Source organism: Halomonas hibernica, from assembly GCF_013183775.1.
Taxonomy (GTDB): Bacteria; Pseudomonadota; Gammaproteobacteria; order Pseudomonadales; family Halomonadaceae; genus Vreelandella; species Vreelandella citrativorans.
In genome coordinates, this window is the sequence record NZ_VIFN01000011.1 from 1 (window position 1) to 22,239 (window position 22,239).

General features: G+C 56.1%; 19 protein-coding genes and 1 pseudogene. 8 read left to right on the plus strand and 12 right to left on the minus strand.

Features of this window, described 5'->3' with window-relative positions; all coding sequences use genetic code 11:
• Positions 1 to 362, plus strand: a pseudogene (locus FKN99_RS14570) (C-type lysozyme, inhibitor); the annotation flags it as partial.
• A 54-nt stretch (positions 363 to 416) separates the two neighbouring features.
• Here FKN99_RS14570 and FKN99_RS14575 read toward each other — a convergent pair.
• The gene (locus FKN99_RS14575) at positions 417 to 1,487 is read right to left on the minus strand and encodes a metal-dependent hydrolase (protein WP_172118561.1); all 1,071 of its coding nucleotides are present in this window, start codon (positions 1,485 to 1,487) and stop codon (positions 417 to 419) included.
• Positions 1,488 to 1,763: 276 nt separating this feature from the next.
• Here FKN99_RS14575 and gloA point away from each other — a divergent pair, with 276 nt between their 5' ends.
• On the plus strand, positions 1,764 to 2,204 hold the full coding sequence (gene gloA / locus FKN99_RS14580) for a lactoylglutathione lyase (RefSeq protein WP_087109952.1): 441 nt from the start codon (positions 1,764 to 1,766) through the stop codon (positions 2,202 to 2,204).
• Positions 2,205 to 2,223: 19 nt separating this feature from the next.
• Positions 2,224 to 2,694, plus strand: coding sequence for an META domain-containing protein (locus tag FKN99_RS14585; RefSeq protein WP_172118562.1), 471 nt, complete (start codon positions 2,224 to 2,226; stop codon positions 2,692 to 2,694).
• Positions 2,695 to 2,838: 144 nt separating this feature from the next.
• On the opposite strand, the gene FKN99_RS14590 is transcribed toward FKN99_RS14585, so the two are convergent.
• The 6 genes from FKN99_RS14590 to FKN99_RS14615 all read right to left on the minus strand — a co-directional run bounded on the left by FKN99_RS14590 (position 2,839) and on the right by FKN99_RS14615 (position 11,405).
• Positions 2,839 to 5,697, minus strand: coding sequence for a valine--tRNA ligase (locus tag FKN99_RS14590; RefSeq protein WP_172118563.1), 2,859 nt, complete (start codon positions 5,695 to 5,697; stop codon positions 2,839 to 2,841).
• Positions 5,698 to 5,760: 63 nt separating this feature from the next.
• Positions 5,761 to 6,951: an MFS transporter gene (locus tag FKN99_RS14595; protein WP_172118564.1), complete on the minus strand. Its 1,191-nt coding sequence runs from the start codon at positions 6,949 to 6,951 to the stop codon at positions 5,761 to 5,763.
• Positions 6,952 to 7,004: 53 nt separating this feature from the next.
• A complete protein-coding gene (locus tag FKN99_RS14600; protein WP_172118565.1) occupies positions 7,005 to 8,042 on the minus strand; it encodes a PDDEXK nuclease domain-containing protein in 1,038 nt (345 codons plus the stop codon).
• A gap of 81 nt (positions 8,043 to 8,123) precedes the next feature.
• Entirely contained in the window at positions 8,124 to 8,555 is a 432-nt protein-coding gene (locus tag FKN99_RS14605; protein ID WP_172118566.1) for a DNA polymerase III subunit chi, read from the minus strand.
• A gap of 69 nt (positions 8,556 to 8,624) precedes the next feature.
• The gene (locus FKN99_RS14610) at positions 8,625 to 9,734 is read right to left on the minus strand and encodes a branched-chain amino acid aminotransferase (RefSeq protein ID WP_172118567.1); all 1,110 of its coding nucleotides are present in this window, start codon (positions 9,732 to 9,734) and stop codon (positions 8,625 to 8,627) included.
• Positions 9,735 to 9,887: 153 nt separating this feature from the next.
• A complete protein-coding gene (locus tag FKN99_RS14615) occupies positions 9,888 to 11,405 on the minus strand; it encodes a leucyl aminopeptidase (RefSeq protein ID WP_172118568.1) in 1,518 nt (505 codons plus the stop codon).
• A 122-nt stretch (positions 11,406 to 11,527) separates the two neighbouring features.
• Here FKN99_RS14615 and lptF point away from each other — a divergent pair, with 122 nt between their 5' ends.
• The 5 genes from lptF to bfr all read left to right on the plus strand — a co-directional run bounded on the left by lptF (position 11,528) and on the right by bfr (position 15,142).
• A complete protein-coding gene (gene lptF / locus FKN99_RS14620; protein WP_172118569.1) occupies positions 11,528 to 12,601 on the plus strand; it encodes an LPS export ABC transporter permease LptF in 1,074 nt (357 codons plus the stop codon).
• A complete protein-coding gene (gene lptG, locus FKN99_RS14625) occupies positions 12,601 to 13,665 on the plus strand; it encodes an LPS export ABC transporter permease LptG (RefSeq protein WP_087109933.1) in 1,065 nt (354 codons plus the stop codon). Before lptF ends, lptG begins: the two co-directional genes overlap by 1 nt.
• A complete protein-coding gene (locus tag FKN99_RS14630) occupies positions 13,658 to 14,107 on the plus strand; it encodes an RDD family protein (RefSeq protein ID WP_172118570.1) in 450 nt (149 codons plus the stop codon). Before lptG ends, FKN99_RS14630 begins: the two co-directional genes overlap by 8 nt.
• Before the next feature lie 164 nt (positions 14,108 to 14,271).
• Entirely contained in the window at positions 14,272 to 14,478 is a 207-nt protein-coding gene (locus FKN99_RS14635) for a bacterioferritin-associated ferredoxin (protein ID WP_087109929.1), read from the plus strand.
• Positions 14,479 to 14,656: 178 nt separating this feature from the next.
• Complete coding sequence (bfr, locus tag FKN99_RS14640) at positions 14,657 to 15,142, plus strand: bacterioferritin (protein ID WP_172118571.1); 486 nt, start codon at positions 14,657 to 14,659, stop codon at positions 15,140 to 15,142.
• Between the two features lie 89 nt (positions 15,143 to 15,231).
• Here bfr and FKN99_RS14645 read toward each other — a convergent pair whose 3' ends face one another.
• The 5 genes from FKN99_RS14645 to FKN99_RS14665 form a co-directional block, all read right to left on the minus strand.
• Complete coding sequence (locus tag FKN99_RS14645) at positions 15,232 to 16,995, minus strand: ABC transporter permease subunit (RefSeq protein WP_172118572.1); 1,764 nt, start codon at positions 16,993 to 16,995, stop codon at positions 15,232 to 15,234.
• 13 nt (positions 16,996 to 17,008) lie between these two features.
• Positions 17,009 to 18,529, minus strand: coding sequence for an ABC transporter substrate-binding protein (locus tag FKN99_RS14650; RefSeq protein ID WP_172118573.1), 1,521 nt, complete (start codon positions 18,527 to 18,529; stop codon positions 17,009 to 17,011).
• A gap of 127 nt (positions 18,530 to 18,656) precedes the next feature.
• The gene (locus FKN99_RS14655) at positions 18,657 to 19,532 is read right to left on the minus strand and encodes an ABC transporter ATP-binding protein (RefSeq protein WP_172118574.1); all 876 of its coding nucleotides are present in this window, start codon (positions 19,530 to 19,532) and stop codon (positions 18,657 to 18,659) included.
• On the minus strand, positions 19,532 to 20,371 hold the full coding sequence (locus tag FKN99_RS14660; protein WP_253927056.1) for an ATP-binding cassette domain-containing protein: 840 nt from the start codon (positions 20,369 to 20,371) through the stop codon (positions 19,532 to 19,534). Before FKN99_RS14660 ends, FKN99_RS14655 begins: the two co-directional genes overlap by 1 nt.
• Positions 20,372 to 20,597: 226 nt before the next feature.
• Positions 20,598 to 22,061, minus strand: a complete 1,464-nt coding sequence (locus tag FKN99_RS14665) for a carbon starvation CstA family protein (protein ID WP_172118575.1) — start codon at positions 22,059 to 22,061, stop codon at positions 20,598 to 20,600.
• Between the last annotated feature and the right edge of the window lie 178 nt (positions 22,062 to 22,239).

Sequence of the window (22,239 nt, forward strand, 5' to 3'; positions counted from 1 at the left end):
TGCAGTGCACCCTTGGCGAAGAGCGTAAAGTCCTTACTCGTGCAGAGCGGCCAGGCGTTATGTTTTTTGGACATGGCAATGAGCCAGGCTGGGTGGTCGCGCTCGCACACGATTCCCCCACGTTAACCCTGGAGCTTAACTACGGCGAGGAGCGTATTGAGCTACCCTATATGGTGAGCGTGATGGACAACGAAGCGGGCCGGGTGGTGCTTGAAAACGCCCGCGTTGAGCCTTTCTTTCGGGTGCGTATTGAAGCGGGCGCTTGCTTTGACAATATGAGCGGTTTTCCCTTTCCTGCGCGGGTAACGCTCAGCTACGGCGGTGAGCAGTTCAGTGGTTGTGGGCAGGGAATCGCCCCCTAAGCTTTTATTTCAGCGCCTATCAGCCATCACTGCTAGCGGTGCGGTGGCCACCGCTTAGCAGTGATATTGAAGCGGGTCAGCGCGCCAATCAGGCGAGATAAAGTCGCTTGCACAAAGTGCCATGGCATCTCCAGCGGCCCTTGCTGCGAGACGCGACAGCATATTTAGCTGCAACCCACGTGCGGTCTCGATCTGCTCGCTTACATCCACGGGTATCCATGTGTCATCCTGCAGCGCTGCGAGGGTGAAGCTGAACGGGTGAAAGCCGGGATAGCCCAGCCGAAGATCGGTAGCAATTAATGTTTCATGTCCCTCAATATTGATGGTGTCATAGCGCAAAAAAGGGCCAGTAAACCACATTAGCCGCTGGCCAAGCGGGCCCGCCAACGCACTCTCTTCAAGCGCTATATTGCGGTATAGCGGTTCCAAACGTGGCTGACGCTTGCCATCAAATACGCTAATCAGACCTTCATAATAGCGATCTTCATTGACCACGGTAGCTCGCCATAGCACCGTGTTAAAAGGGGTTGGTTGAACCAGTAAAGGCGCCTCCTCTAGCCCCATCTCGGCAAGAACCGTTGCCAGCCGGTGCTCAATGTTCAGCTTCGCTCCGGCTGCTAGCAATAAGTAAACACTTGAGACAGCCAGCGCGGCCGTAGCGTACTTTTGTACCTGTTTTGACGTGATGCCTACGATTAAACCAATTAGAAGAGGCAGGGTGTAGAGCGGGTCAATGATAAATACAATCGGCCAGGCGACCGGTGATGTTTCTAGCGGCCAGAAGAGCTGCGTGCCATAGGTGGTCAGAGCATCAAGCAGTGGATGCGTGATTAGCGTGAGTGTAAAAAAACACCACCAGTGGATAAAGGAAATATCTCGTGCAGGGGCAAAACGGTTGCTAAGCAGGGCTAATAACGTCGCGAGTCCGGTCAGTACAAATAACGAGTGGCTAAACCCGCGGTGCTCGGTCACATTAGCGATCGCATCGCCATAGTCCAGCGCTACGTCGAGGTCGGGCAGCGTGCCCAATAGTGCCCCTATGAGAATGGCTTTACGGCCCAAGCGCCGACCCAGCACCGCACCGCCAATCGCAGCGCCCAACGCCGCCTGTGTGATTGAGTCCACTAACGTCTCCTTTGAGATAGCCCTCAAATAGCACTATACAGATTTTTCTTTGAATTCGACCTTGTATAATAAATCTGTCTAATGGTTAGTTAAAGCAGGCCGTCATTTAAACCGATAGTGGTGCAGGTCGGGCTGAATAATGAGCTTTGACGAGCATTTAGGCATACGCTATCTGATATGCACAAGATTTGCTGGTTAAGACCTATTCTGTTTCCATCCATATAATGGGTATCCGCGTTAAAATCCATTCACCGGCCTTAATGAAAAGGAAATAACATGCAGTTTTTACATACGATGGTACGTATCAGCGACCTGGATGCATCGCTTCACTTTTACTGTGACCTGCTGGGCCTTAAAGAAGTACGCCGTAAAGAGAATGAAAAAGGCCGCTTTACGCTGATCTTTCTTGCCGCCCCCGAAGACGAAGAGCGCTCAGCGCAGCTCTCCGCTCCCGAACTAGAATTGACGTATAACTGGGACCCTGAAACTTACACTGGCGGGCGTAATTTTGGTCACCTGGCCTATCGGGTAGACGATATTTACGCGCTTTGTCAAAAGCTCCAGGACGCCGGTGTTACTATTAACCGTCCTCCACGGGATGGACACATGGCATTTGTTAAATCGCCTGACGGTATCTCCATCGAGCTACTGCAAAAGGGCGACACGCTAGCACCTCAAGAGCCATGGGCTTCCATGGAAAACAGCGGCAACTGGTAAAACCTATAAGGTGATAATTATGTCCATGAAGACGTTAACGCTGCGTCATTGCTTGCTGCCCTTGTGTGTATCGGCGGCTTTTCTTTTGAGCGCGTGCAGCAGTTCGCCCGCGCCTCAAGAGAGTCATGAAGCGCCGAGCAGTGCGGAGCTTTCAGGAGCGATAGTGGATCAACGCTGGGATCTTCTGTTGATCGGAACAGACGAGAAATTAGCGTTTAACGAAACGCCGTTTTTTGAAATCTCTCGCGATGGAACGATTGCCGGTTATGACGGCTGTAACCGCTTTACGGGGCAGATAAGCTTGGGCGAAGGGCACCGCTTCGATGTAAAAGAGCTGGCGAGCACGCGTATGGCGTGCCCCGATATGGAAAACGCCGCGCAGGTAACGAACATGCTGGAAAGCGCCTATCGTTATCTCATTGACCATGACCGGTTGGTCTTGTTCGGCCCGGATAGCCGAGTGCTTGGCGGCTGGCGAGAGGGAAGCTAGCATCATCGCAACAGCGCGTGGGAAGCGTGATTGACGAAGCCTGCCATAGCTTCGGCGTATACGTAGAGTTATAGATAAACTATAAAAAACGCCCGGCTCTTAATAGAGCCGAGCATTTTAGGCTGAACGAGTTACGTCCGCGGTTTACAGCGCTTCAATCTTGGTTTTCTGTTCTTGCAGCAGTTTTTTAGCCGACTGGAACTCGGCAAGCTTGCCGCGCTCTTTTTCGACGACGGCATCGGGGGCTTTAGACATAAATCCGGGGTTGCCCAGTTTTTTCTCAATGCCAACCATTAGCTTGTCCTGCTTTTCGATCTCTTTATTCAATCGAGCAAGCTCGGTGTCTTTGTCGATTAGATCGGCCATCGGCACCAGAACTTCCATATCGCCCACTAATTGCGTTGCTGAAAGCGGGGCATCGTTGGGGTTTTCAAGCCAGCTCGAGCTTTCCAGTTTGGCCAGCTTGGCCAGGAAATGGCGGTTACTTTCCAGGCGCTTGGCGTCTTCCGGCTTGCCTTTGGTTAACAGCACGTCCAGCGGCTTGCCGGGGGCAATATTCATCTCGGCGCGAATGTTGCGCACAGCGATAATGACGCCTTTCAGCCACTCGATATCGCGGGTGGCCTGCTCGTCGATCTTGTTCTCATCGGCTTCCGGCCATGCCTGAAGCATCAACGAAGCGCCTTCACCCATAAACGTGCCCGCCAAGGGGGAGACGCGCTGCCAAATCTCTTCCGTAATATACGGCATCATCGGATGCGCCAGGCGTAGAATGGTTTCTAGCACGCGCACCAGCGTACGCCGTGTGCCGCGCTTGGCTTCAGCGGAGGCATTTTCGTCCCACAGCACTGGTTTGGAAAGCTCGAGATACCAGTCGCAATACTCATTCCAGACAAATTCGTAGAGCGCTTGCGAGGCGTGGTCAAAGCGGTATTCGTCCATCGCCTTGGTCACCTGGGCTTCGGTCTTCTGCAGCTCGGAAATGATCCAGCGGTCGGCCAGCGACAGTTCCACCTCGCTGCCCTGACCTTGAGAAGCGATGCCGCAATCTTCGCCTTCGGCATTCATGAGCACGTAGCGCGAGGCGTTCCACAGCTTGTTGCAGAAGTTGCGGTACCCTTCCAAGCGGTTCATATCAAATTTAATATCGCGCCCAGTGGTGGCCTGGGAGAGGAACGTAAAGCGCAGCGCATCGGTGCCATGGGCTTCAATGCCGTCTTTAAATTCGTCTTTGGTCGCTTTGGCAATCGCCTTGGCTTTTTGCGGCTGCATCATATTGCCGGTGCGCTTTTCAAGCAGTGCATCCAGCGTAATGCCGTCGATAAGATCAATTGGATCGAGTACGTTGCCCTTGGATTTGGACATCTTCTGGCCCTGCCCATCACGTACTAGACCGTGGACATACACGGTTTTGAAGGGCACCTGGCCGGTGAACTTTAGGGTCATCATAATCATCCGGGCTACCCAGAAGAAGATGATGTCAAAGCCTGTCACCAACACGCTGGTGGGGTGGAAGGTTTCAAGTTCCGGGGTTTTTTCTGGCCAGCCAAGTGTGCCAAAGGTCCATAAGCCTGAGCTGAACCAGGTGTCCAGCACGTCTTCGTCCTGAGTCAGCGCTATATCAGCGCTCAGGCCGTGCTTCTCTCGGGCTTCGGCCTCGGTGCGGGCAACGTAGACGTTACCTTCGGCGTCATACCATGCCGGAATACGGTGGCCCCACCATAGCTGGCGGGAAATACACCAATCCTGCAGGTCGCGCATCCATGCAAAATACATGTTTTCGTAGTTCTTGGGCACGAACTGGATGTCGCCTTTTTCCACCGCCTCGATAGCGGGCTTGGCAAGGTCTTCGACTGCCACGAACCACTGGTCAGTCAGCAGCGGCTCAATCACATCACCCGAGCGGTCGCCATAGGGCAGGGTGTTGTTGACGGCTTCCACTTGCTCCAGTAGGCCAAGTGCGTCCATATCGGCAACAATTTGCTTACGTGCTTCAAAGCGGTCAAGGCCTGCGTACTTGGCGGGCAGGCTAGCGTCTTCTTCCGGCTGGGGCTGGCCTTTAAGGTTGAAGATTTCCGCCTGCTCAAGAATCGTGGCGTCTTTGGAAAAGACGTTGATCAGCAGGTGGTTTTGGCGCTTGCCGACTTCATAGTCATTGAAGTCGTGGGCCGGGGTGATTTTCACACAACCCGAACCTTTCTCCATATCGGCGTGTTCGTCGGTCACTACAGGGATGCGGCGGCCCACCAGCGGTAGCTCAATAAATTTGCCCACCAGCGAGGCGTATCGCGCATCTTCTGGATTAACCGCAACGCCGGTATCGCCCAGCAGAGTTTCGGGGCGAGTAGTGGCCACCACGACATAATCCTTGCCATCGGCGGTTTTAACGCCGTCGGCCAGCGGATAACGGAAGTGCCAGAAGCTGCCTTGCTGCTCCTTGTTCTCCACTTCCAGGTCGGAAATCGCCGTGTGCAGCGTCGGGTCCCAGTTGACCAGCCGCTTGCCACGATAAACCAGTTTCTCTTCATGCAGGCGCACGAAGACTTCCTGAACGGCTTTATAGAAGCCGTCATCCATGGTGAAGCGCTCGCGACTCCAATCAACGCTGGCGCCCATGCGGCGCAGCTGGCGGGTAATGTGCCCGCCAGACTCTTCCTTCCACTCCCAAACTTTATCAATAAACGCATCGCGGCCCAGGTCGTGGCGCGTTTTGCCCTCTTCTGCCGCGATCTTGCGTTCAACCAGCATTTGCGTGGCGATACCGGCGTGGTCGGTACCTACCTGCCACAGCGTATTGTTACCCTGCATTCGCTTCCAGCGCGTCAGGGTGTCCATGATGGTGTCCTGGAACGCGTGGCCCATGTGCAGGCTGCCGGTGACGTTGGGCGGCGGAATCATGATGGAGAAAGGCGCGCCCTTACCCGAAGGGGCAAAGCGGTTATCGGCTTCCCAGCGCTGATACCAGCGGGTTTCAATCTGTTCGGGTTGGTAGGTCTTTTCCATGGGGAGTCGGCTCACAACGTGCAAAAAAATGGTGACAAGTATAGCGCGATAAGAGGCAGAGCGTCAGGCCTTTGCCGAGGGGAGATGTAACCCACGCATCGCGATTAAACCTAACACAGGGCCTGGCAACAACCACCAGATAACCGCCACGCTCTGGCTTGCCCAAAGGGCGGTTACCAAGGCAATGGAGGGGATGGTCAAACCAAAGCCGATAGCGTTCATCATGGCCAGGGCCGCGCCCAGCCGTTCGGCTGGCGCGTGGGCTGATGCCAGCGCTGAAAACTGCGCTGAATCGGCAATCACGCTAACGCCCCAAACGCCCAGCAGCGCCAGCAGTAACCAGGGTGAAAGGCTGCCCAATAGCGGGTAAACCAGGCAAAGTACGCCCGATGTTAATAGCGCCACAAAAGCAACGTGGGCGCTACCCGCTTTCCGGCTCCACCGGCCTGCCCACACGCAACCAGGCAGGCCAAGGGCAATAACGGCAAAGCTTAGCCACGGCTGCAGGCTTGCTGACGCATTGAGCCGCTCAAGCTCGCGGCTAACCAAAAAGGGCACCAGCGCCCAGAATGCATAAAGCTCCCAACAGTGGCCGAAGTAGCCCAGTGCGGCCTTGCGAAACGGGCGCTGCTTGAACGCACCAAGCCCGGCCCAGGGGCGCCCGCTTCCGGCTTTGGCGGGTAGGTGGGGGCCAACACCTAGCCGGAAAACCATCCATGCCGCGACCAGCGCCAACAGCGATGCCAATAGCAGTGGCCATTGCCAGGGCAGGTGCAACGTTAATCCGCGCAGTAAATGGGGCGAGGCGATGCCTAGCGTTAACATGCCGACAAGCCAACCCAAGGCCGCGCCCGCATGCGAAGGTGTCCAACTCACCACCAGCTTCATGCCCAACGGGTAGATGCCTGCCAAGCATAGGCCGGTGGCAAAGCGTGCCACTGCCGCCAGCGTTATGCTGTCGGCAACGCCAATAAATGCCGCGTTGATAAGCGCACCGAGCACCGCTGACAGCGCAAACAGATGGCTTGCCCGCATGCGGTCGGCAAGGCCGGTAATGGCGATTAGTAGCGTACCGGTGATAAACCCGGCCTGCACCGCGATGGTCAGTAAACCGAGATCACCTTCACTAAGACCCACCGCCTCCTGCAATGCTAGGCCAACACCATTAACGCTAAACCACAGCGAGGTGCCAAACAGCTGAGCGAGGACGATAACTGCCAATGGATAGCGGGTTAGCCTGGAGGAGGTCTGCATTAGTACTCTCGTGTGTTGAGTTATTGTTGTTAAAACTGAGTATCCAAAAAGAACTACTCCTGTTCGCTCGATAAGCGAGCCCGAGCGCTTTCAATAGATTGATGCAGTTTGGCCTGCAAGGCCTCGCGGGATGGTAGGACGGTCAGGTATTCCGCCACGTGAATACCGCTGTTATCAAGCTCCAGCAGTTCAATCTGTTCCTGTTGCTTACCGGCACAGAGAATGATTCCTAGCGGCGGATTTTCATCAGCTTCTTGCTCATGTTTAGCCAGCCAGCGCAGATAAAGCTCCATCTGGCCTTTAAATTCAGCCTTGAAGCGCCCCAGTTTAAGGTCGATCGCTACCAACCGCTTAAGCTTGCGGTTGTAAAACAGCAAATCAATGTAGAAATCCTCGTCATCAATCTGAATGCGCTTTTGGCGCGCCACAAACGTAAATCCTGCGCCCAGCTCCAGAAGAAACTGCTCAATCTCGCGAAGAATAGCGTCTTCCAGATCTCGCTCCAGGTAACGATCATTTAAGCCGAGAAAATCCAGCACATAAGGATCTTTCAACAGTAGCTGTGGTGAGGGTTGGCCAGCGTTGCGCAGGTTTTGTAACTCATGATGAATGGTTTCATCCGGCTTGCGGGAAATAGCGGTTCGCTCAAATAACATTGATTGGATGCGCTGCTGTAACTGACGGGACGACCAGCCTTCAAGCTGAGATAGCTCGATATAAAAATCGCGCTTGAGCGAATCGTCGAGATAAATCAGGCTTTTTATATGGGTCCAGCTTAACTGTCTCCGCAGTGCGGAGACTTTCTTCTCTTCAGGAAATGTCTCGGCGAAGCGGATCATATGGCGTAGATTCTTTGCCGAAAATCCACGGCCGTACTCACTCGTTAATTGTCTCCCCAGTGAAGAGACAATTTGCTCACCATAACCGGCCCGCTCTTGCCTCAGAATTTCCCGATGAATGCGGTTGCCTAATTGCCAATAGAGAAGCGTTAATTCAGCATTGACGGATATTGCTGCCCGCTCTCTTGCTATGTCGATTAATTGGCGAAGCTCAGGCAGGAGTATTGAATCCTGAGTTGAGGGCTGGCTCATATCGTTTGATCCTTTCGATCAACAAGACCTGAATTATGTTCTTCGGGGGTTGATTGGGCGCTTTCGCTGATTGCTCTGGCATTACCCAAGCTTATGCGGCACCACTTCATGCCCAAGCTCTTTATAGCGCTGCCAGCAGGCGCGTTTGGCGACCAGAACGTGTTGATGCTGGTTGATAATTTCGGCAACGCGCGCATAGCGCTCAACGCCATCAGGAATATCGGGGTGCAGATTGAGAAGCGCGGTTTCTGCTTTGGGCGTAGGCAGGGTTTGCCAGCCCAGCGTTATCGGTACGCTGGCCGCCATTTCACTGTCTTCAAGCGCGTGGGGCAGGTAGGCGTCTTCGCGAAAACTCCACAGGGCCGCGTCAGCCTGCTCGGCCAAGGCCTTGTCTTCGCAGTGAAGGTGTAGCCGGTACCCCTTACGCCAAATGGTTTCGGCCAGCTTACAGGCGAATGCCAAACGCGCTTCCAGGGTGGTATCCGGGAGGATATAAAAATCGATGCGCGCCATAGCGGCTCCAGCTCTTTCAAAACACGTTTAAAACAGTGCCGCCGCCAGGGCTGGCGGCGGAGGGAGGCATTACACCAACCGGGTGAGCCAGCCGTGCTTGTCTTCACTGCGCCCGTACTGCACGTCGAGCAGCTTTTTACGAATGCGCATGGCCACTTCGTTGCCACCGTCGCCGTTCAGGCGAATACGCTCATTTTCCGTCACCAGCTCGCCCACCGGAGTGATGACCGCCGCGGTTCCGCAGGCGAACACTTCGCTAATCTCGCCGGACGCCGCGCCTTCGCGCCACTCGTCAATGCTGATGGGGCGCTCTTCGGGGGTTAAACCTTCGTCTTTCGCAAGCGTGAGCACCGAGTTGCGGGTAACGCCTTCCAGAATGGTGTCGGTTAAGCGTGGCGTCACCAAGCGTCCATCCTTGAAAACAAAGAACAGATTCATGCCGCCCAGCTCTTCAACCCATTTGCTTTCCTCAGCGTCAAGGAAGGCCACTTGGCCACAGCCGTGAGCTTCGGCCTCTTTTTGCGCGGCCAACGAGGCTGCGTAGTTACCGCCGCACTTGGCAAAGCCGGTGCCGCCCGGGGCTGCCCGTTTGTAGTGCGAGGAGAGCCAAATGGAAACCGGGCTGATGCCGCCCTTGAAGTAGGACGCCGCCGGGGATGCGATCACGTAGTAGTCCACTTCATGGGCCGGGCGCACGCCCAGGAAAGCTTCCGAGGCGATCATGAACGGGCGGAGGTAAAGGCTGCATTCGTCGGCATCGCTTGACGGCGTGGGCACCCAGGTCGTGTCCTGAGCCAGCAGCGCCTTGATGGAGCCAATGAAGTCTTCATCGGAGAGTTCCGGCAGTGCCAGGCGGCGGGCGCTGCGGCGAAAACGCTCGGCGTTTTTCTCCGGGCGGAAGGTCCAGACCGAGCCATCGGCATGGCGGTAGGCTTTGATGCCTTCAAAAATTTCCTGGCCGTAATGCAGGACCGATGCGGCCGGGTCGAGCGTCAGCGGGCCGTAAGGGCGCACCTGATGGCCGTGCCAGTCGGCATCGACCGTCCAGCGGATATTGACCATGTGGTCGGTGAAGTGCTTGCCAAAACCTGGGTTGGTCAGGATGTTGTCACGAATGCTGTCGGCCGTTGGCTGATTGGACGGCAGGATTTCAAAACGAGTCGTAGAGCTAGTGGGCACGGCGTGTTTTCTCCGCTAGAGCCAGGCCCCGAAGGGCGATATAAGCGTGTCGTTAGCGTAGCGCGTGCCATAAACGATAGAGCACACGCTAATACTTCCAGATTTAACGGTTGTGGCACTCAAAGGCAACCATTGAGCGCACGATCTGTGCGATTAGTTGGCGCTGATTTCTACCTGGCCGTCGGCTTCACGGTCTAGCAGGTACTGGGAAAGCAGGCCAACCGGGCGGCCGGTGGCGCCTTTCTGTTTGCCCGAGTGCCAAGCGGTACCGGCGATATCCAGGTGCGCCCATGGGAAATGATCGGCAAAGCGCGATAAAAAGCACGCGGCGGTAATCGTACCTGCTGGGCGCCCGCCAATATTGGCCAGGTCGGCAAAGTTGGATTCCAACTGCTCCTGGTACTCATCCCACAAGGGTAAATGCCAGGCGCGGTCCCAGGAGGCTTCACCGGCTTCCAGCAAATCGAGCGCCAGGTCGTCATCGTTGGAGAGCAGGCCCGTCGCGTGGTGGCCCAGGCCAACAATTACCGCGCCTGTTAGCGTGGCGATATCGACAACGCTTGCTGGTTTAAAGCGCTCGGCGTAGGTCAGTGCGTCGCACAGTACCAGGCGGCCCTCGGCATCAGTATTAAGCACTTCAACCGTTAGACCTTTCAGCGTTTTAATAATATCGCCAGGCTTGGTGGCAAGGCCATCGGGCATGTTTTCTGCGGCGGCGACAATAAATACCAGGTTGAGCTTGGGCTTGAGCGCAAGCATGGTCTTCACGGTGCCGAATACGCTGGCGGCGCCGCACATGTCGAATTTCATTTCGTCCATGCCTTCGCCGGGTTTCAGCGAAATGCCGCCGGTGTCAAACGTGATCCCTTTGCCTACCAGGACGTGGGGGGCTTCTTCACTCTCCGTCGCACCGTTGTACTTCATGACAATCAAGCGCGTAGGCTCGTGGCTGCCTCGGCCAACCGACAGTAGTGAGCCAGCGCCGAGGGCATCCAGCGCCTCTTCGTCGAGAATATCCACCTCTAACGCGCCGTTGGACGTCTTGCCCAACTGCTCGGCCTGTTGGGCCAGGTAGCTTGGCGTGCACACATTGCCCGGTAAATTGCCCAACGTGCGGGCGTAGTTGATGCCTTGGCCAATCGCTGCGCCAATCTGGGCGCCTTGTTGGGTTAGCGTCGCGTTTTCAGGCTCGCTAAACAGCGTGAGTGCGTTAAGGCGTGCTAAAGGTGCTGGCTGAGACTTAAACTGGTCAAAGCGGTAAACCGCGCGTTCTGCGGCCTCCAGCACCTTACGCGCTTTCCAACTGCTGTCGCGGCTTTCAAGAGGAACATCATTAAACGCGATGCTTGCTTCATCGACGGGCAGCTTGGTCAGTGCCACCATGGCTGCGTCCAGCGCTTTTAAAAAGGCGCCTTCCTGGCACTTTTCGCGCTCTCCGAGGCCTACTAACAAAAGCCGTTCTGCGCAAAGCCCCGGCGCGAAAGGAATCATCTGTACGTTGCCAAGAGCTGGATCGAAATCGCCGCGCTCAAGCAACTGACCGATTAAACGTTCACTGGCGTCGTCCAGGCTGGCGGCCGTGGGCAACAAGTCGCTACCTTTAAACATGGGGATGACGAGACAAGCCGTTTCGGTTTTGGCCGGATTGGCGGTCTGAACGGAAAATTCCATAACGTCTCCAACAAGACAAGCATCGAGGGATTCGGGATAATGCCCCGTACTGGGTGTTGGGTTAGTGTACCCAAGCCATGGGCGCATTGCATGGCATCCTGCACGATTAGCCGGAGAGGGCATTGATTTTATTTCGGTACTTAACTCGCGAAGTGTTACTCACCATGTCGGCTGTGGCAGGGATCTTACTGCTGGTCATTATGGGCAGTCGTTTTATTCGTTACTTCTCTGACGCGGCGGAGGGAGATATCCCCGTTACCATTCTGGGTAGCTTGATGATGTTTCATCTACCCGGCTTTATGGAACTGGTGCTTCCGCTTGCGTTTTTTCTAGGCATCCTGCTGGCCTATGGCCAAATGTATATGAACAGCGAAATCACCGTAATGGTGGCCTGTGGCATGAGCCCTCTGCGGCTGTTGCGAGTAACGTTGCTGCCCGCCTCGGTAGTGGCGGTGCTGGTGGGCTTTTGTAGCTTGTGGCTAACCCCCGCCGGGGCGTTGCAAACGGCAGCGACGCTTGAAGAGCAGCGCAGCCGGTTGGATGTATCGGTACTGGCGCCCGGGCGATTCCAGGATTTCGGTGGTGGGCGTACCGCTTATATCAGCGATTTCAGCAGCGACGGCACCGAGATGCAAGAGGTGTTGGTTCATGAACGGCCTAATACAGAGAACCCACATAGCTTTGTTACTCGGGCCGGTTCGGGGTATCAGGAAACGCGCGTTGAAACGGGCAGCCGCTTTTTAATATTGGAAAATGGCGAGCGTTACGGTGTGGTGCCGGGCCAGCAGGATGCTCAACGGCTAACGTTTGAACGCTATACGATGCGCCTGGGGTTAAGTCGCGGCCTTCAGGAGTTTGATTCTATTGAGTACGCTACCACCGCGGAGCTTTGGGATGACCCTAACCCACGTGCCCAGGCGCAGTTTCAGTGGCGTACCGGTTTGCCGTTCATGGTCTTTGTATTAGCGCTTATCGCCCAGCCGCTTTCTCGGGTGAACCCACGCCAGGGCCGGTTTGCCAAGCTACTACCGGCGGTGTTTTTGTATGTGGCTTATTTGAGCTTACTGCTTGCAGCGGTCGATGCGATTGGCAGTGGAAAGCTCTCGCCATTGGTTGGCGTTTGGCCCGTGCATCTCTTGTTTTTAGGCCTCGGCTTGCTGCTTTTGTGGCGCTCACAACGTAAGGGGATGCGCTAATGCTGGCTGATCGTCTGGATCGTTACATCGCTCGCAACGTGCTGGGGGCAATTATCGTTGTGCAGTTCGTCCTGCTGGGGCTGGATATCACCATTGCCTACATTGGTGACCTGAGCGATGTACAAGGGAATTTTACCGCGCTTGATGTGTTTCTCTATCTGCTGATGCGTGTGCCTTGGCGATTTTATCAATACGCGCCCGTAGCGGTACTGATAGGCGCGCTCATTGGCTTGGGAAGTATGGCTTCCAGCAACGAGCTGACCGTGATGCGTGCTTCAGGTCGTTCGCTGGCGCGCATCGTCTGGGGTGTGATGAAACCGGTGTTGCTGGTGGTTGTGGCCGTGCTACTGGTTGCTGAGTTTGTAAGCCCGCGCACCGAGCAGTTTGCCGAAGCGTGGCGGCTTGAGCAGCGCCAGGGGGAAAGCGCTCAACCCGCCAGCCGTAGCGGCTGGCAGTTTGAAGGCGACAGCGTTTACCGATTTGGTGCCATACGGGCCGATGAGGTCGTACTTGATTTAACCCGCTACCGGTTTGATGGGCGCCGCCTGGTGGAAGCCACCCACGCTGACCGGGCGCACTGGGAAGAGGGCGCCTGGCGGCTTGCAAACATCACCACGACACGTATCTATGATGACCGCACTGAATCCGACTATCAGGCCAGTGCTGTTTGGGAAACACAGATTACGCCGGTGCAGTTAGAGCGTCTGCTGCGCTCGGTCGATAGTCAGGCACCCAGCGAGCTATGGGCGTATGCACGCTACCTGCAAGAGCAAGGCTTAACGGCGGATCAACCGCTGTTGTACTTTTGGCAAAAAGTCTTAATGCCCCTCACCATGGGATCGCTGGTATTGATAGCGGCGTCCTTCGTGTTTGGCCCGCTGCGTACTGTGGCGGCAGGGACTCGCGTCTTTTATGGCGTCGTGACCGGGCTGTCATTTAAATATATGCAGGATCTGCTTGCGCCTGCGTCGACGATCTTTGGGTTTTCGCCCGTATGGGCAGTGCTGGTGCCAACACTCGCCTGCGCTGCTGTTGGGGTTTACTTCCTGCGCCGTAATGGCTGACGTCATGGGCGCTGGTTTAGGTCGCCGCCTAGGCGCTCTGCTCTACGACAGCGTGTTGGTGGTGGCGCTTTGGCTGATTGTAACCATTGTCCATCTGGCTTTTTTTCGACTGGTGTTGGGGCAGCCCGTTGAAGCCGTGGGGGCTTCTGCGCTATCGGTTTGGAGCCTGCGCGCGCTGTTACTGGTCTCCGTCACTTTTTTCTTCTGCTTTTTCTGGTCTCGTAGCGGCATGACGCTGGGTATGCAGGCATGGCACCTGCGCGTGCAAGCACCGAACGGGCAAAAAATCACCCTTAAGCAAGGCCTTGTTCGCTGTGTCACGGCTTGGCTCTCGCTGGCGGCGCTGGGCACGGGCTATGGGTGGGTGCTTGTCGATAAGCAGCGGCGCAGCTGGCCAGATATCGCCTCCCATACCTGTACGGTGGTAGTGCAAAAACGCTAGGACAAAAAAACATTAGTTTCTTCGCAACTAAATAACTAACAAGCTGAATTGAATAATAAAAGCTAGATGCTAAGGGCAATCACTGCTAAAGAGCATCTGTTTTTACTTGCAAAGATGTATGCGAATCATTTACATTCACCTCATGTGATTAATGAGGTGTCGCCATGTACGTTTGTGTGTGCAAGGGAGTAACCGATCATCAGATACGTCAGCAAGTGAGCGACGGAGCGCGCAGCTGGCGAGAAGTACGTGAAGCCACCGGCTGTGCGACCCAGTGTGGAAAGTGCGCTTGTATGGCTAAATCGCTAACGCGTGAAGCGGTACAAAATGCCCGTTTGGAAGCCGATATGAGTCTCGCTTACGCCGTATGACGCGAATCACTCTTGTTAGAGTTATCGTTAGCAAATAACTGATTTGTTTGAATTTTTTGATCTCTTCTTTATACTCTCAGAAAACTGGGAGTATGCCTTTGCGTGGCCTATACTCCTTTGTTAACGTAACTGTTTGATTGCTTAGAAACTCTCAGCATTACAACGAAAAGGTGACGTCATGAAAGGTGATCCCCAGGTAATTCAGCATCTCAACAAAGCGTTAGGCAACGAGCTTATCGCTATCAATCAGTACTTCTTGCACGCCAAGATGTACAAGGATTGGGGCCTAAAAGCGCTCGCTAAATGGGAATATGACGAGTCCATTGAAGAGATGCAGCACGCCGATAAGCTAATTGAGCGCATCCTGTTCCTGGAAGGTATTCCTAACCTTCAGGACTTGGGCAAGCTGCACATTGGCGAAAACGTTAAAGAGATGCTCGAAAGCGATCTGCGTATTGAGCACGACGGCCGTAACGACTACATCGAAGCCATCACGTATTGTGAAAGCGTTAAAGACTACGTTTCACGTGATTTGCTGCGTGATCTGCTCGCCGATGAAGAAGAGCACATTGACCATATCGAAACCGAGTTGAAGTTGATTGAGCAGGTCGGTATTCAGAACTACATGCTGCGCCAAATGCAGCTGGCGGGCGACCACGAGTAAGCGCTAGCCCAGCACTTATTGACGACCGCTCACAAAAATGCCCCCGACAGTGTCGGGGGCATTTTTTTGCCTGTCATGAGTGCTATTGCCTAACGGGCGGGCTTGCTTGCCCCCACAAAACTTGAAAGCGATACCGCCAGTACCGAGAGCAGCACCAGCGCCAGCGCAGGAATCAGCACCGCCCAGGGCGCACGCTCAATGTACGGCATACCTTCTGCCAGCACTAACCCCCACTCTGGCGAAGGTGGCCGTGGCCCCAGACCCAAAAAGCCCAGTGCCGCAAGCGCCAGCGCAACCCCAGGCAAGCGCAGCATGGCGTGGCGAAATACCGGGCCAATCACCGCAGGAAGAATATAGCGGCCCATCAAGCGCAGCTGCCCCACTCCTAGAAGGGGCGTTATGCGCACGTGAGGCTGGGCTTTTGCCTCGGCGACCAGCGCTGCTGTATGCGCCGCCAAGGGTGCCCAGGCCACCGCGGTAACCGCAATAACGGCGCCGCTGGTGCTGGGTCCCATCAAACCGGCCACGATAAGACCCGCAATGGTGGGCGGCGTTGCCTTGGTAATCTCTATGGGGCCGGTGGCAAGCTTGGGTGCCAGGCCAATCAAGAGCCCCAGAATCAGCGTGAAAAATACTACCGCAACCGCCATGCCAATCGTGGAGAGCGCGCCATGGGCCACGCGGGCCAGAATATCGCGCCCAGTGCCGTCCGCGCCTAGCGGCAAGCCAAGGCTGGGTGTTTCCAGGCGCATAAAGGCCGAACTAAACGGATCTCGAGTAATGCCTGCAATCACTAGCACACACAGCAGAAGAACCGCGACGCTCGGGACGATCCACGCTCGCCGCGATACGCTTTGCTCGGTGTGGGTCACGGGCAGAGCGCCCAGCCGAAATGTCCGGCCGAGCAGCAGCGCGCGGCCAATATTGGCAAGGCTGCCCAGCACAATCGCAATCACCAGCAGAATAAGAATGCCGGTTTGCAGTGCAGGCATGTCTTGGGCTGATGCCGCTCCCAGCGTTGCCCGGCCAAGGCCCGGAATCGAAAATACCTGCTCGACGGCTATCGCACCGCCGGTTAGGCCGACCATGACCATACCCACCTGGGGCATAAGGCTTGGCAGCGTACGGCGCAGAACGGAGAGCGTAATACGGCGATGAGAGAAGCCCGCCACACTCCAGGTGGCCACCCAACGCTCGGTAAAGGTGGCCGAGAGGCCATCGCTGAACAAGCGGCCCAGCAGGCCGCCTGCGGGAAGCCCCAGCGCCAATGCGGGAAGCACCGCGTAGCTTAAGCCGCGCCAGCCATAGGGCGGCAGCCAGTTAAGCCAGGCGGCAAACACCACCAGCAGTAGTGAGGCGAGGAGAAACTCCGGCAGGGCCGTTAATGCCGCGCCCACGGTGCCAGGCGAGCGGCTAATCTGGCCACGCAAACCCTGCCGCACCACTGGCAGGCAAATAAGCGTTGCGGTAACCACCGCCACCAGCATGGCAAAGCTCATTAGCAGCAAGGATACCTGTGCGCTTTTTAGCAGGCTGGGCAGCACCGGTGCGCCTGAAATCCATGAGTTACCTGCATCACCCTGCAAAAGCCCCAGCAGCCAGTGCTTCAGCATCTCCAGCGGCCCGGATTCAAGGCCCAACTGAGCACGAATGGCCGCCAGTGCTTCTGGTGTTGCCTCCTGCTCGGCAGAACGCGCCCGCAAGATGCTGAGCGCCGGGTCGCGGCCTGAAAGCCAGGGCAGTAGCCCCACCAGAACCACAACGCCTGCCAGCGTCACTAGGCGTGACAACAGGGGAATAAACGGCTCGATGCGTAAGCGGCGCCACAGGGTCTGTGATGTTGCGTTAATCATGCGTGGCGCGCCTTCAGGACTCGCTATCAGTATCGATAGCGGTTTTTTCGGTGATCAGCATGCGCTCACGCGGGTCGCGTTCGGCGTTGCTAACCCGTGCCGATTCCCCCTGAATGACCCGCTCGTGGAGCATCGGGATCGCCGCATCGGTGCGCAGAATAGCGGCTTCAGCGTCGATAATCGCTTGGCGGCGTGCTTCACCGGTGGGCTGCTGTGAAGCGTTGGCAAGCGCCTCATCAACGGCCGGGTCGCAAAGCTGGGCGATATTGAAAGAGCCTTCGCAGGCGAAGTCGCTGTACATGTAGGCCACCGGGTCGCCAGAATCCAGCACAGTGGCACGCGACAGGATAAAGGCATCAAACTCACCGGCTAACGCGTCGGACTCAATATGGGCGTACTCGCGTACTTCCTGCGTCACCTTGAAGCCAGCCTGGGTCAACTGCTGCTCAAGCAGGACGGCGACTTCCGGCAACTCAGCGCGATCGGTAAAGGTCGCCAGAGTGATTTCGACGCCCTCTGGTGCGGTAGGCGCGGCACGGTCATCTATTGAGGTGCGGTAGTCGCTTGCCCAGGCCAGTGCCGGACCCAGCAGACCTTCGGAAATATCGGCACGACCTTCGTAAACGGTCTTCACAATGGCGGCACGATCAATCGCCTCACGCGCGGCCGCTCGCAGGCCGGGGTCCGCCATGGGGCCTGACTGTGTGTTCAGATACAGCGTGTTGGTGCGCGGCATGGGCACTTCGTGCACCAGCGCCTGGTCCAGCAGCGCCACTTGCGATACCGGAATGGCTTCTACCACATCGGCAGTGCCGGTTCTCAGGGCAGCGGCGCGAGCCGTACCGTCGGAGACATAATCCGCATCGATACCGGCAATGGCGGCGGGCTCGCCCCAGTAATCATCGAACCGGTCAAGCGTGGCGCTGGTGGTGCCATTGATCTCTTTCAAAATAAAAGGGCCGGTGCCTGCTTCGATGGGATTCACCCGGCCATCGTCGCCATAGGCGCTAGCGGCTAGAATCGCCAGCTGCGGGCTGGAAAGCCGGTTGGCAATCAGCGGGTCGGCTTTCTCGGTACGTACCAGCACGGCATTGTCGCCATCGGCTTCAATGGTCATGTTAACGCCGTCCAGAATACGCGGCTTGGGGGCCGCTAGAGTGGCGGCTGTCAGGGAGTTCACGACGTCGTTGGCGGTCAGCTCGGTACCGTCGTGGAAAACCACACCGTCACGAATCACAAAGCGCCACGTTTGGTCGTCCACCTGCTCCCACTCGGTCGCCAGAAACGGCTGCGGGTCACTGTTGGTGTCCAGACGAACCAGAGTTTCAGCGTTACTCCAGCGCGATAGCTTAAACGCGTCGTCGGATAACGGACTCAACCCTGAACGCGGCGGCTGAAGCATCGCGACGCTAATTCGCTCGTCGGCGTCTGGTGCGGCAGAGTTTTCATCACGCTGGTTATCAAAGCAGCCAGCGAGTAGAAAAGGTGCGGCCAGGACAGCGGGTAACGGTAGGCGAAACTTGTGGCGTAGCATTGGGGAGTCTCCATGTCAGGAACAGAAGTAGACGTTAACAACAGCCGCCAAACGTTCGTAAGCAAACGCTTGGACGCCATGTTGGCGAAACGAGTTATGAGTCGCGGATAGGTTGTTTATAAGCCCGCTATACAAGCGCCCCCACGTCCGTCGGACGACAGTGCGGGTAAGCGCAGGTAGGCAGTTGAGAGACGGCCTTGATCAAATCAAGCGTGATGAGATGGCGGGGGGCGCGCCAAAGCTCAGTGGTAGGGCGGTCTTCAACGATCCTACCGTCGTCCATTACCAGGGTGCGCTTGCACAGGTTGGCGACCACGGATAAATCGTGGGACACCATCAGCAGGCCTGTGCCGTTCTCATCGCAAAGCCGCTTCAGCACGTTAATCACCTGGGCGCGTACCGGCAGGTCAAGCCCGCTAAGCGGCTCGTCGGCCAGTAAAAAACGCGGGCGGGTAGCGATGGCTCGGGCAATGGCTACCCGCTGCGCCTGGCCGCCGGAAAGCTCATGGGGTTTGCGGTCCAGGAATGAAGTGCCCAACCCCACGTGCTCAAGTGCTTCTTGGGCGCGCTCAATCGGGTCGCACTTCACCTGAAGGCGAATCAGCGGCTCAGCAACCAGTGCGCGCACGCTCATTCGCGGGTCAAGCGAAGAAGCCGGGTCCTGGGGAATATACTGAACCGCCTGGCGGTACCAGCGCAGGCGGGCCGTGGACGCGGGGCGCACTACTTTATGTTGGCAGGTAATTGACCCACTATCAGGCGCTTCAATCGCCAGCAGCGAGCGCAACAAGGTGGTTTTACCCGAGCCGGACAAGCCCACTAGCCCCACGCGTTCGCCGGGGTAAAGCGTAAGGTCAACATTGTTGATGATGTGCTTACGCTCACCTGCTCGCCAAAACACCTCACGTGGTAGCGTGACGCTTTTATTAAGCCCGCGTGCCGATATAAATGCTTCTCTACCCACGAGTGCTTCCTGAAGACTAAACGGTAGGGGGCTTTGCATCAGGCGCTCTTTAAGTAATCAACGGATAGAGATTCGGCCACGCTCGTGAACTCGGCTGGCTGTACGCTGTGTGCCGCGGCCACTAACTCTTGAGTAAAGCGGTGTTGTGGGGCGGTAATCAGCGTATCCAGCTCACCGCTTTCAATCATGACGCCGCGCTCGATAACCACCGCGCGTTGGCACAGCTGAGCGGCGGCGTGAAGGTCGTGAGTGATAAACAGCAGAGACGTGGCCGTTTTGCCGGTATGTTCGCGCAGGGCGCGGAGTACCTGCGCCTGGGTGACGACATCCAGTGCGGTCGTAGGCTCATCAGCAACGAGCAACGAGGTTTTACAGGCCATGGCAAGCGCGATACACACGCGCTGGCGTTGACCACCGGAAAGCTCGGCAGGCGTGCGTTTAATCAACCGCTGAGGGTCAGGAAGCCCCATGGCTTCCAGTAACGCAATAACGGCCTGCATGGCCGCTTTACGCGATAAGCCGTGGTGGCGCGTGAAGGGCTCGCGCAGCTGGGAGCCGATAGTCACCAGCGGGTTGAGCGCCGAAAGCGAATCCTGAAACACCATGGATACGCGGGTTTCATTGCGCCGCTGTGCAGCAGGGGTGTGAATAACGTCCTGGCCAAGAAGGCGAATGCTTCCTTGTACCTGAGCATTAGGCGGTAAAAGCCCTAACACCGCTTTCGCGGTAAATGATTTCCCCGACCCCGATGCGCCCAATAGGCATACGCGCTCATCGGCCATCACGTCAAAGGAGAGGCCATCAACCACCGGCTGTTGGTCAATTTGAATGCGCAGATTACGCACGGATAAAACGGGGTCGCTGCACATTGCCAACATCTCAAATCAGGCCATTAAATCGCTATTAATGGTTATGATATAACGTTTTCTATGGGGTCGACAATATGCCGTAATAAAATCCGGGAGCAGAGGAAGAGAGTAATAGAAAGAGCAGGCGTGGGAGTGATGAAAAATGTAGCAGAGATGACAAAAGGATAGGCATAAAAAAGCGCTGACGGTGCAGCGCTTAATGCATACCGGGCAGCAGGCTGCCCGGGGGATGGATTTATTTGGAGGAGGTCGCGAGAACGTCTTCGCTAAAGTTCGTGGCAGGCTCATCGACCGTAAAGGTCGCGCGGCTTAAACGACGTACACGCTTCATAAACAGGGCGATACACACCAGCGTACCCAGTGCCGCCACCACATAGCTCACCTGCAGTGGCAGGCCAAAACCAATCGGCGCGTAGGCGATATAGGTAAAGGTGGCCATGGTCATGAAGACCGCCGGAATTGACGTAATCAGGTACGGTTTGCGCGATAGCACCAGATACATCGTGGCGACCCATAGCGCGATCACGGCGGTGGTCTGGTTTGCCCAAGAGAAGTAACGCCACAGTAGCGTGAAGTCCATGTGGGTGAGTGCGTACGACACAACAAACAGAGGTACGGCGATTAGCAGACGCTTAACGATCGGGCGCTGATCAATTTTCAGGTAGTCGGCAATGATCATGCGTGCGCTACGAAACGCGGTGTCGCCAGAGGTGATCGGAAGAACGATAACGCCCAGTACCGCCAGCGTGCCGCCGACGGCGCCAAGCATGGTGGTGGATACTTCGCTTACCACGGCCGCAGGACCGCCCGCTGCCAACACGTCAGAAAGGCTTTGGTCACCGTGGAACAGGCTCATGGCTGCTGCTGCCCAGATCATGGCGATAATGCCTTCGGTGATCATCATGCCGTAAAAGATTTTGCGCCCGCTGGTTTCGTTCTGAGTGGTGCGCGAAATAATGGGCGTTTGGGTGGCATGAAAACCAGACAGCGCACCGCAGGATATGGTTAAGAACAGTAACGGGAAGATAGGTGCGCCTTCCGGATGCATATTCTGGAACGAAAGCTCAGGGATCGGCGCGCCCGTCACGATCATGCCAATGCCGATACCCGCCGCGCTGAACAGTAACAGCGCACCAAAGTAGGGGTAGATGCGGCCGATCACCTTATCAATCGGTAGCAGTGTCGCAATCAGGTAGTAGACAAAAATCGCCATAATAATCAGGGTAAGTGATATCGGCGTCATATTGTCCAGCAGCGCGGCGGGGGAGGTGACAAATACGGTACCCACCAGCAACAGTAGTAAAATCGCAAAGCCGTTAACCACGTGCTTCATGACTTTACCCAGGAACTTGCCCGCCAGTTGAGGCAGGTGAGCGCCGTGGTTGCGAATCGAGATCATGCCCGTTAGATAATCATGCACCGCACCGGCGAAAATACACCCAACCACGATCCAGACGAAGGCGACCGGACCGTAAAGTGCGCCAAGAATAGGGCCAAAAATGGGCCCGACACCGGCAATATTAAGTAGTTGGATAAGCGAGTTACGCGTTGTGTTCATCGGTACGTAGTCGATGTTGTCACGCATACTATAGGCAGGCGTTTGACGCTTGCGATCAGTGACAAAGACCCGTTCAACGAATTTACCGTAGGTAAAATAACCCACGATTAACAGCAGTATCGAGACGATAAAGGTAATCATGTTGGGCACTCAGTGGTCAGGGGATAGTGAAAGACGACAGATGAAAAATCAGCTAGGGCGCTGATTAGTTGGCAGAATGTACAGTGTCGTTAAGCAAACCGCTTTAAGACTTTAGTGGCCCACTGAGCGTAATGACACACATCAATATGAAAACGGGCAGCCTTAGGCTGCCCGGTCA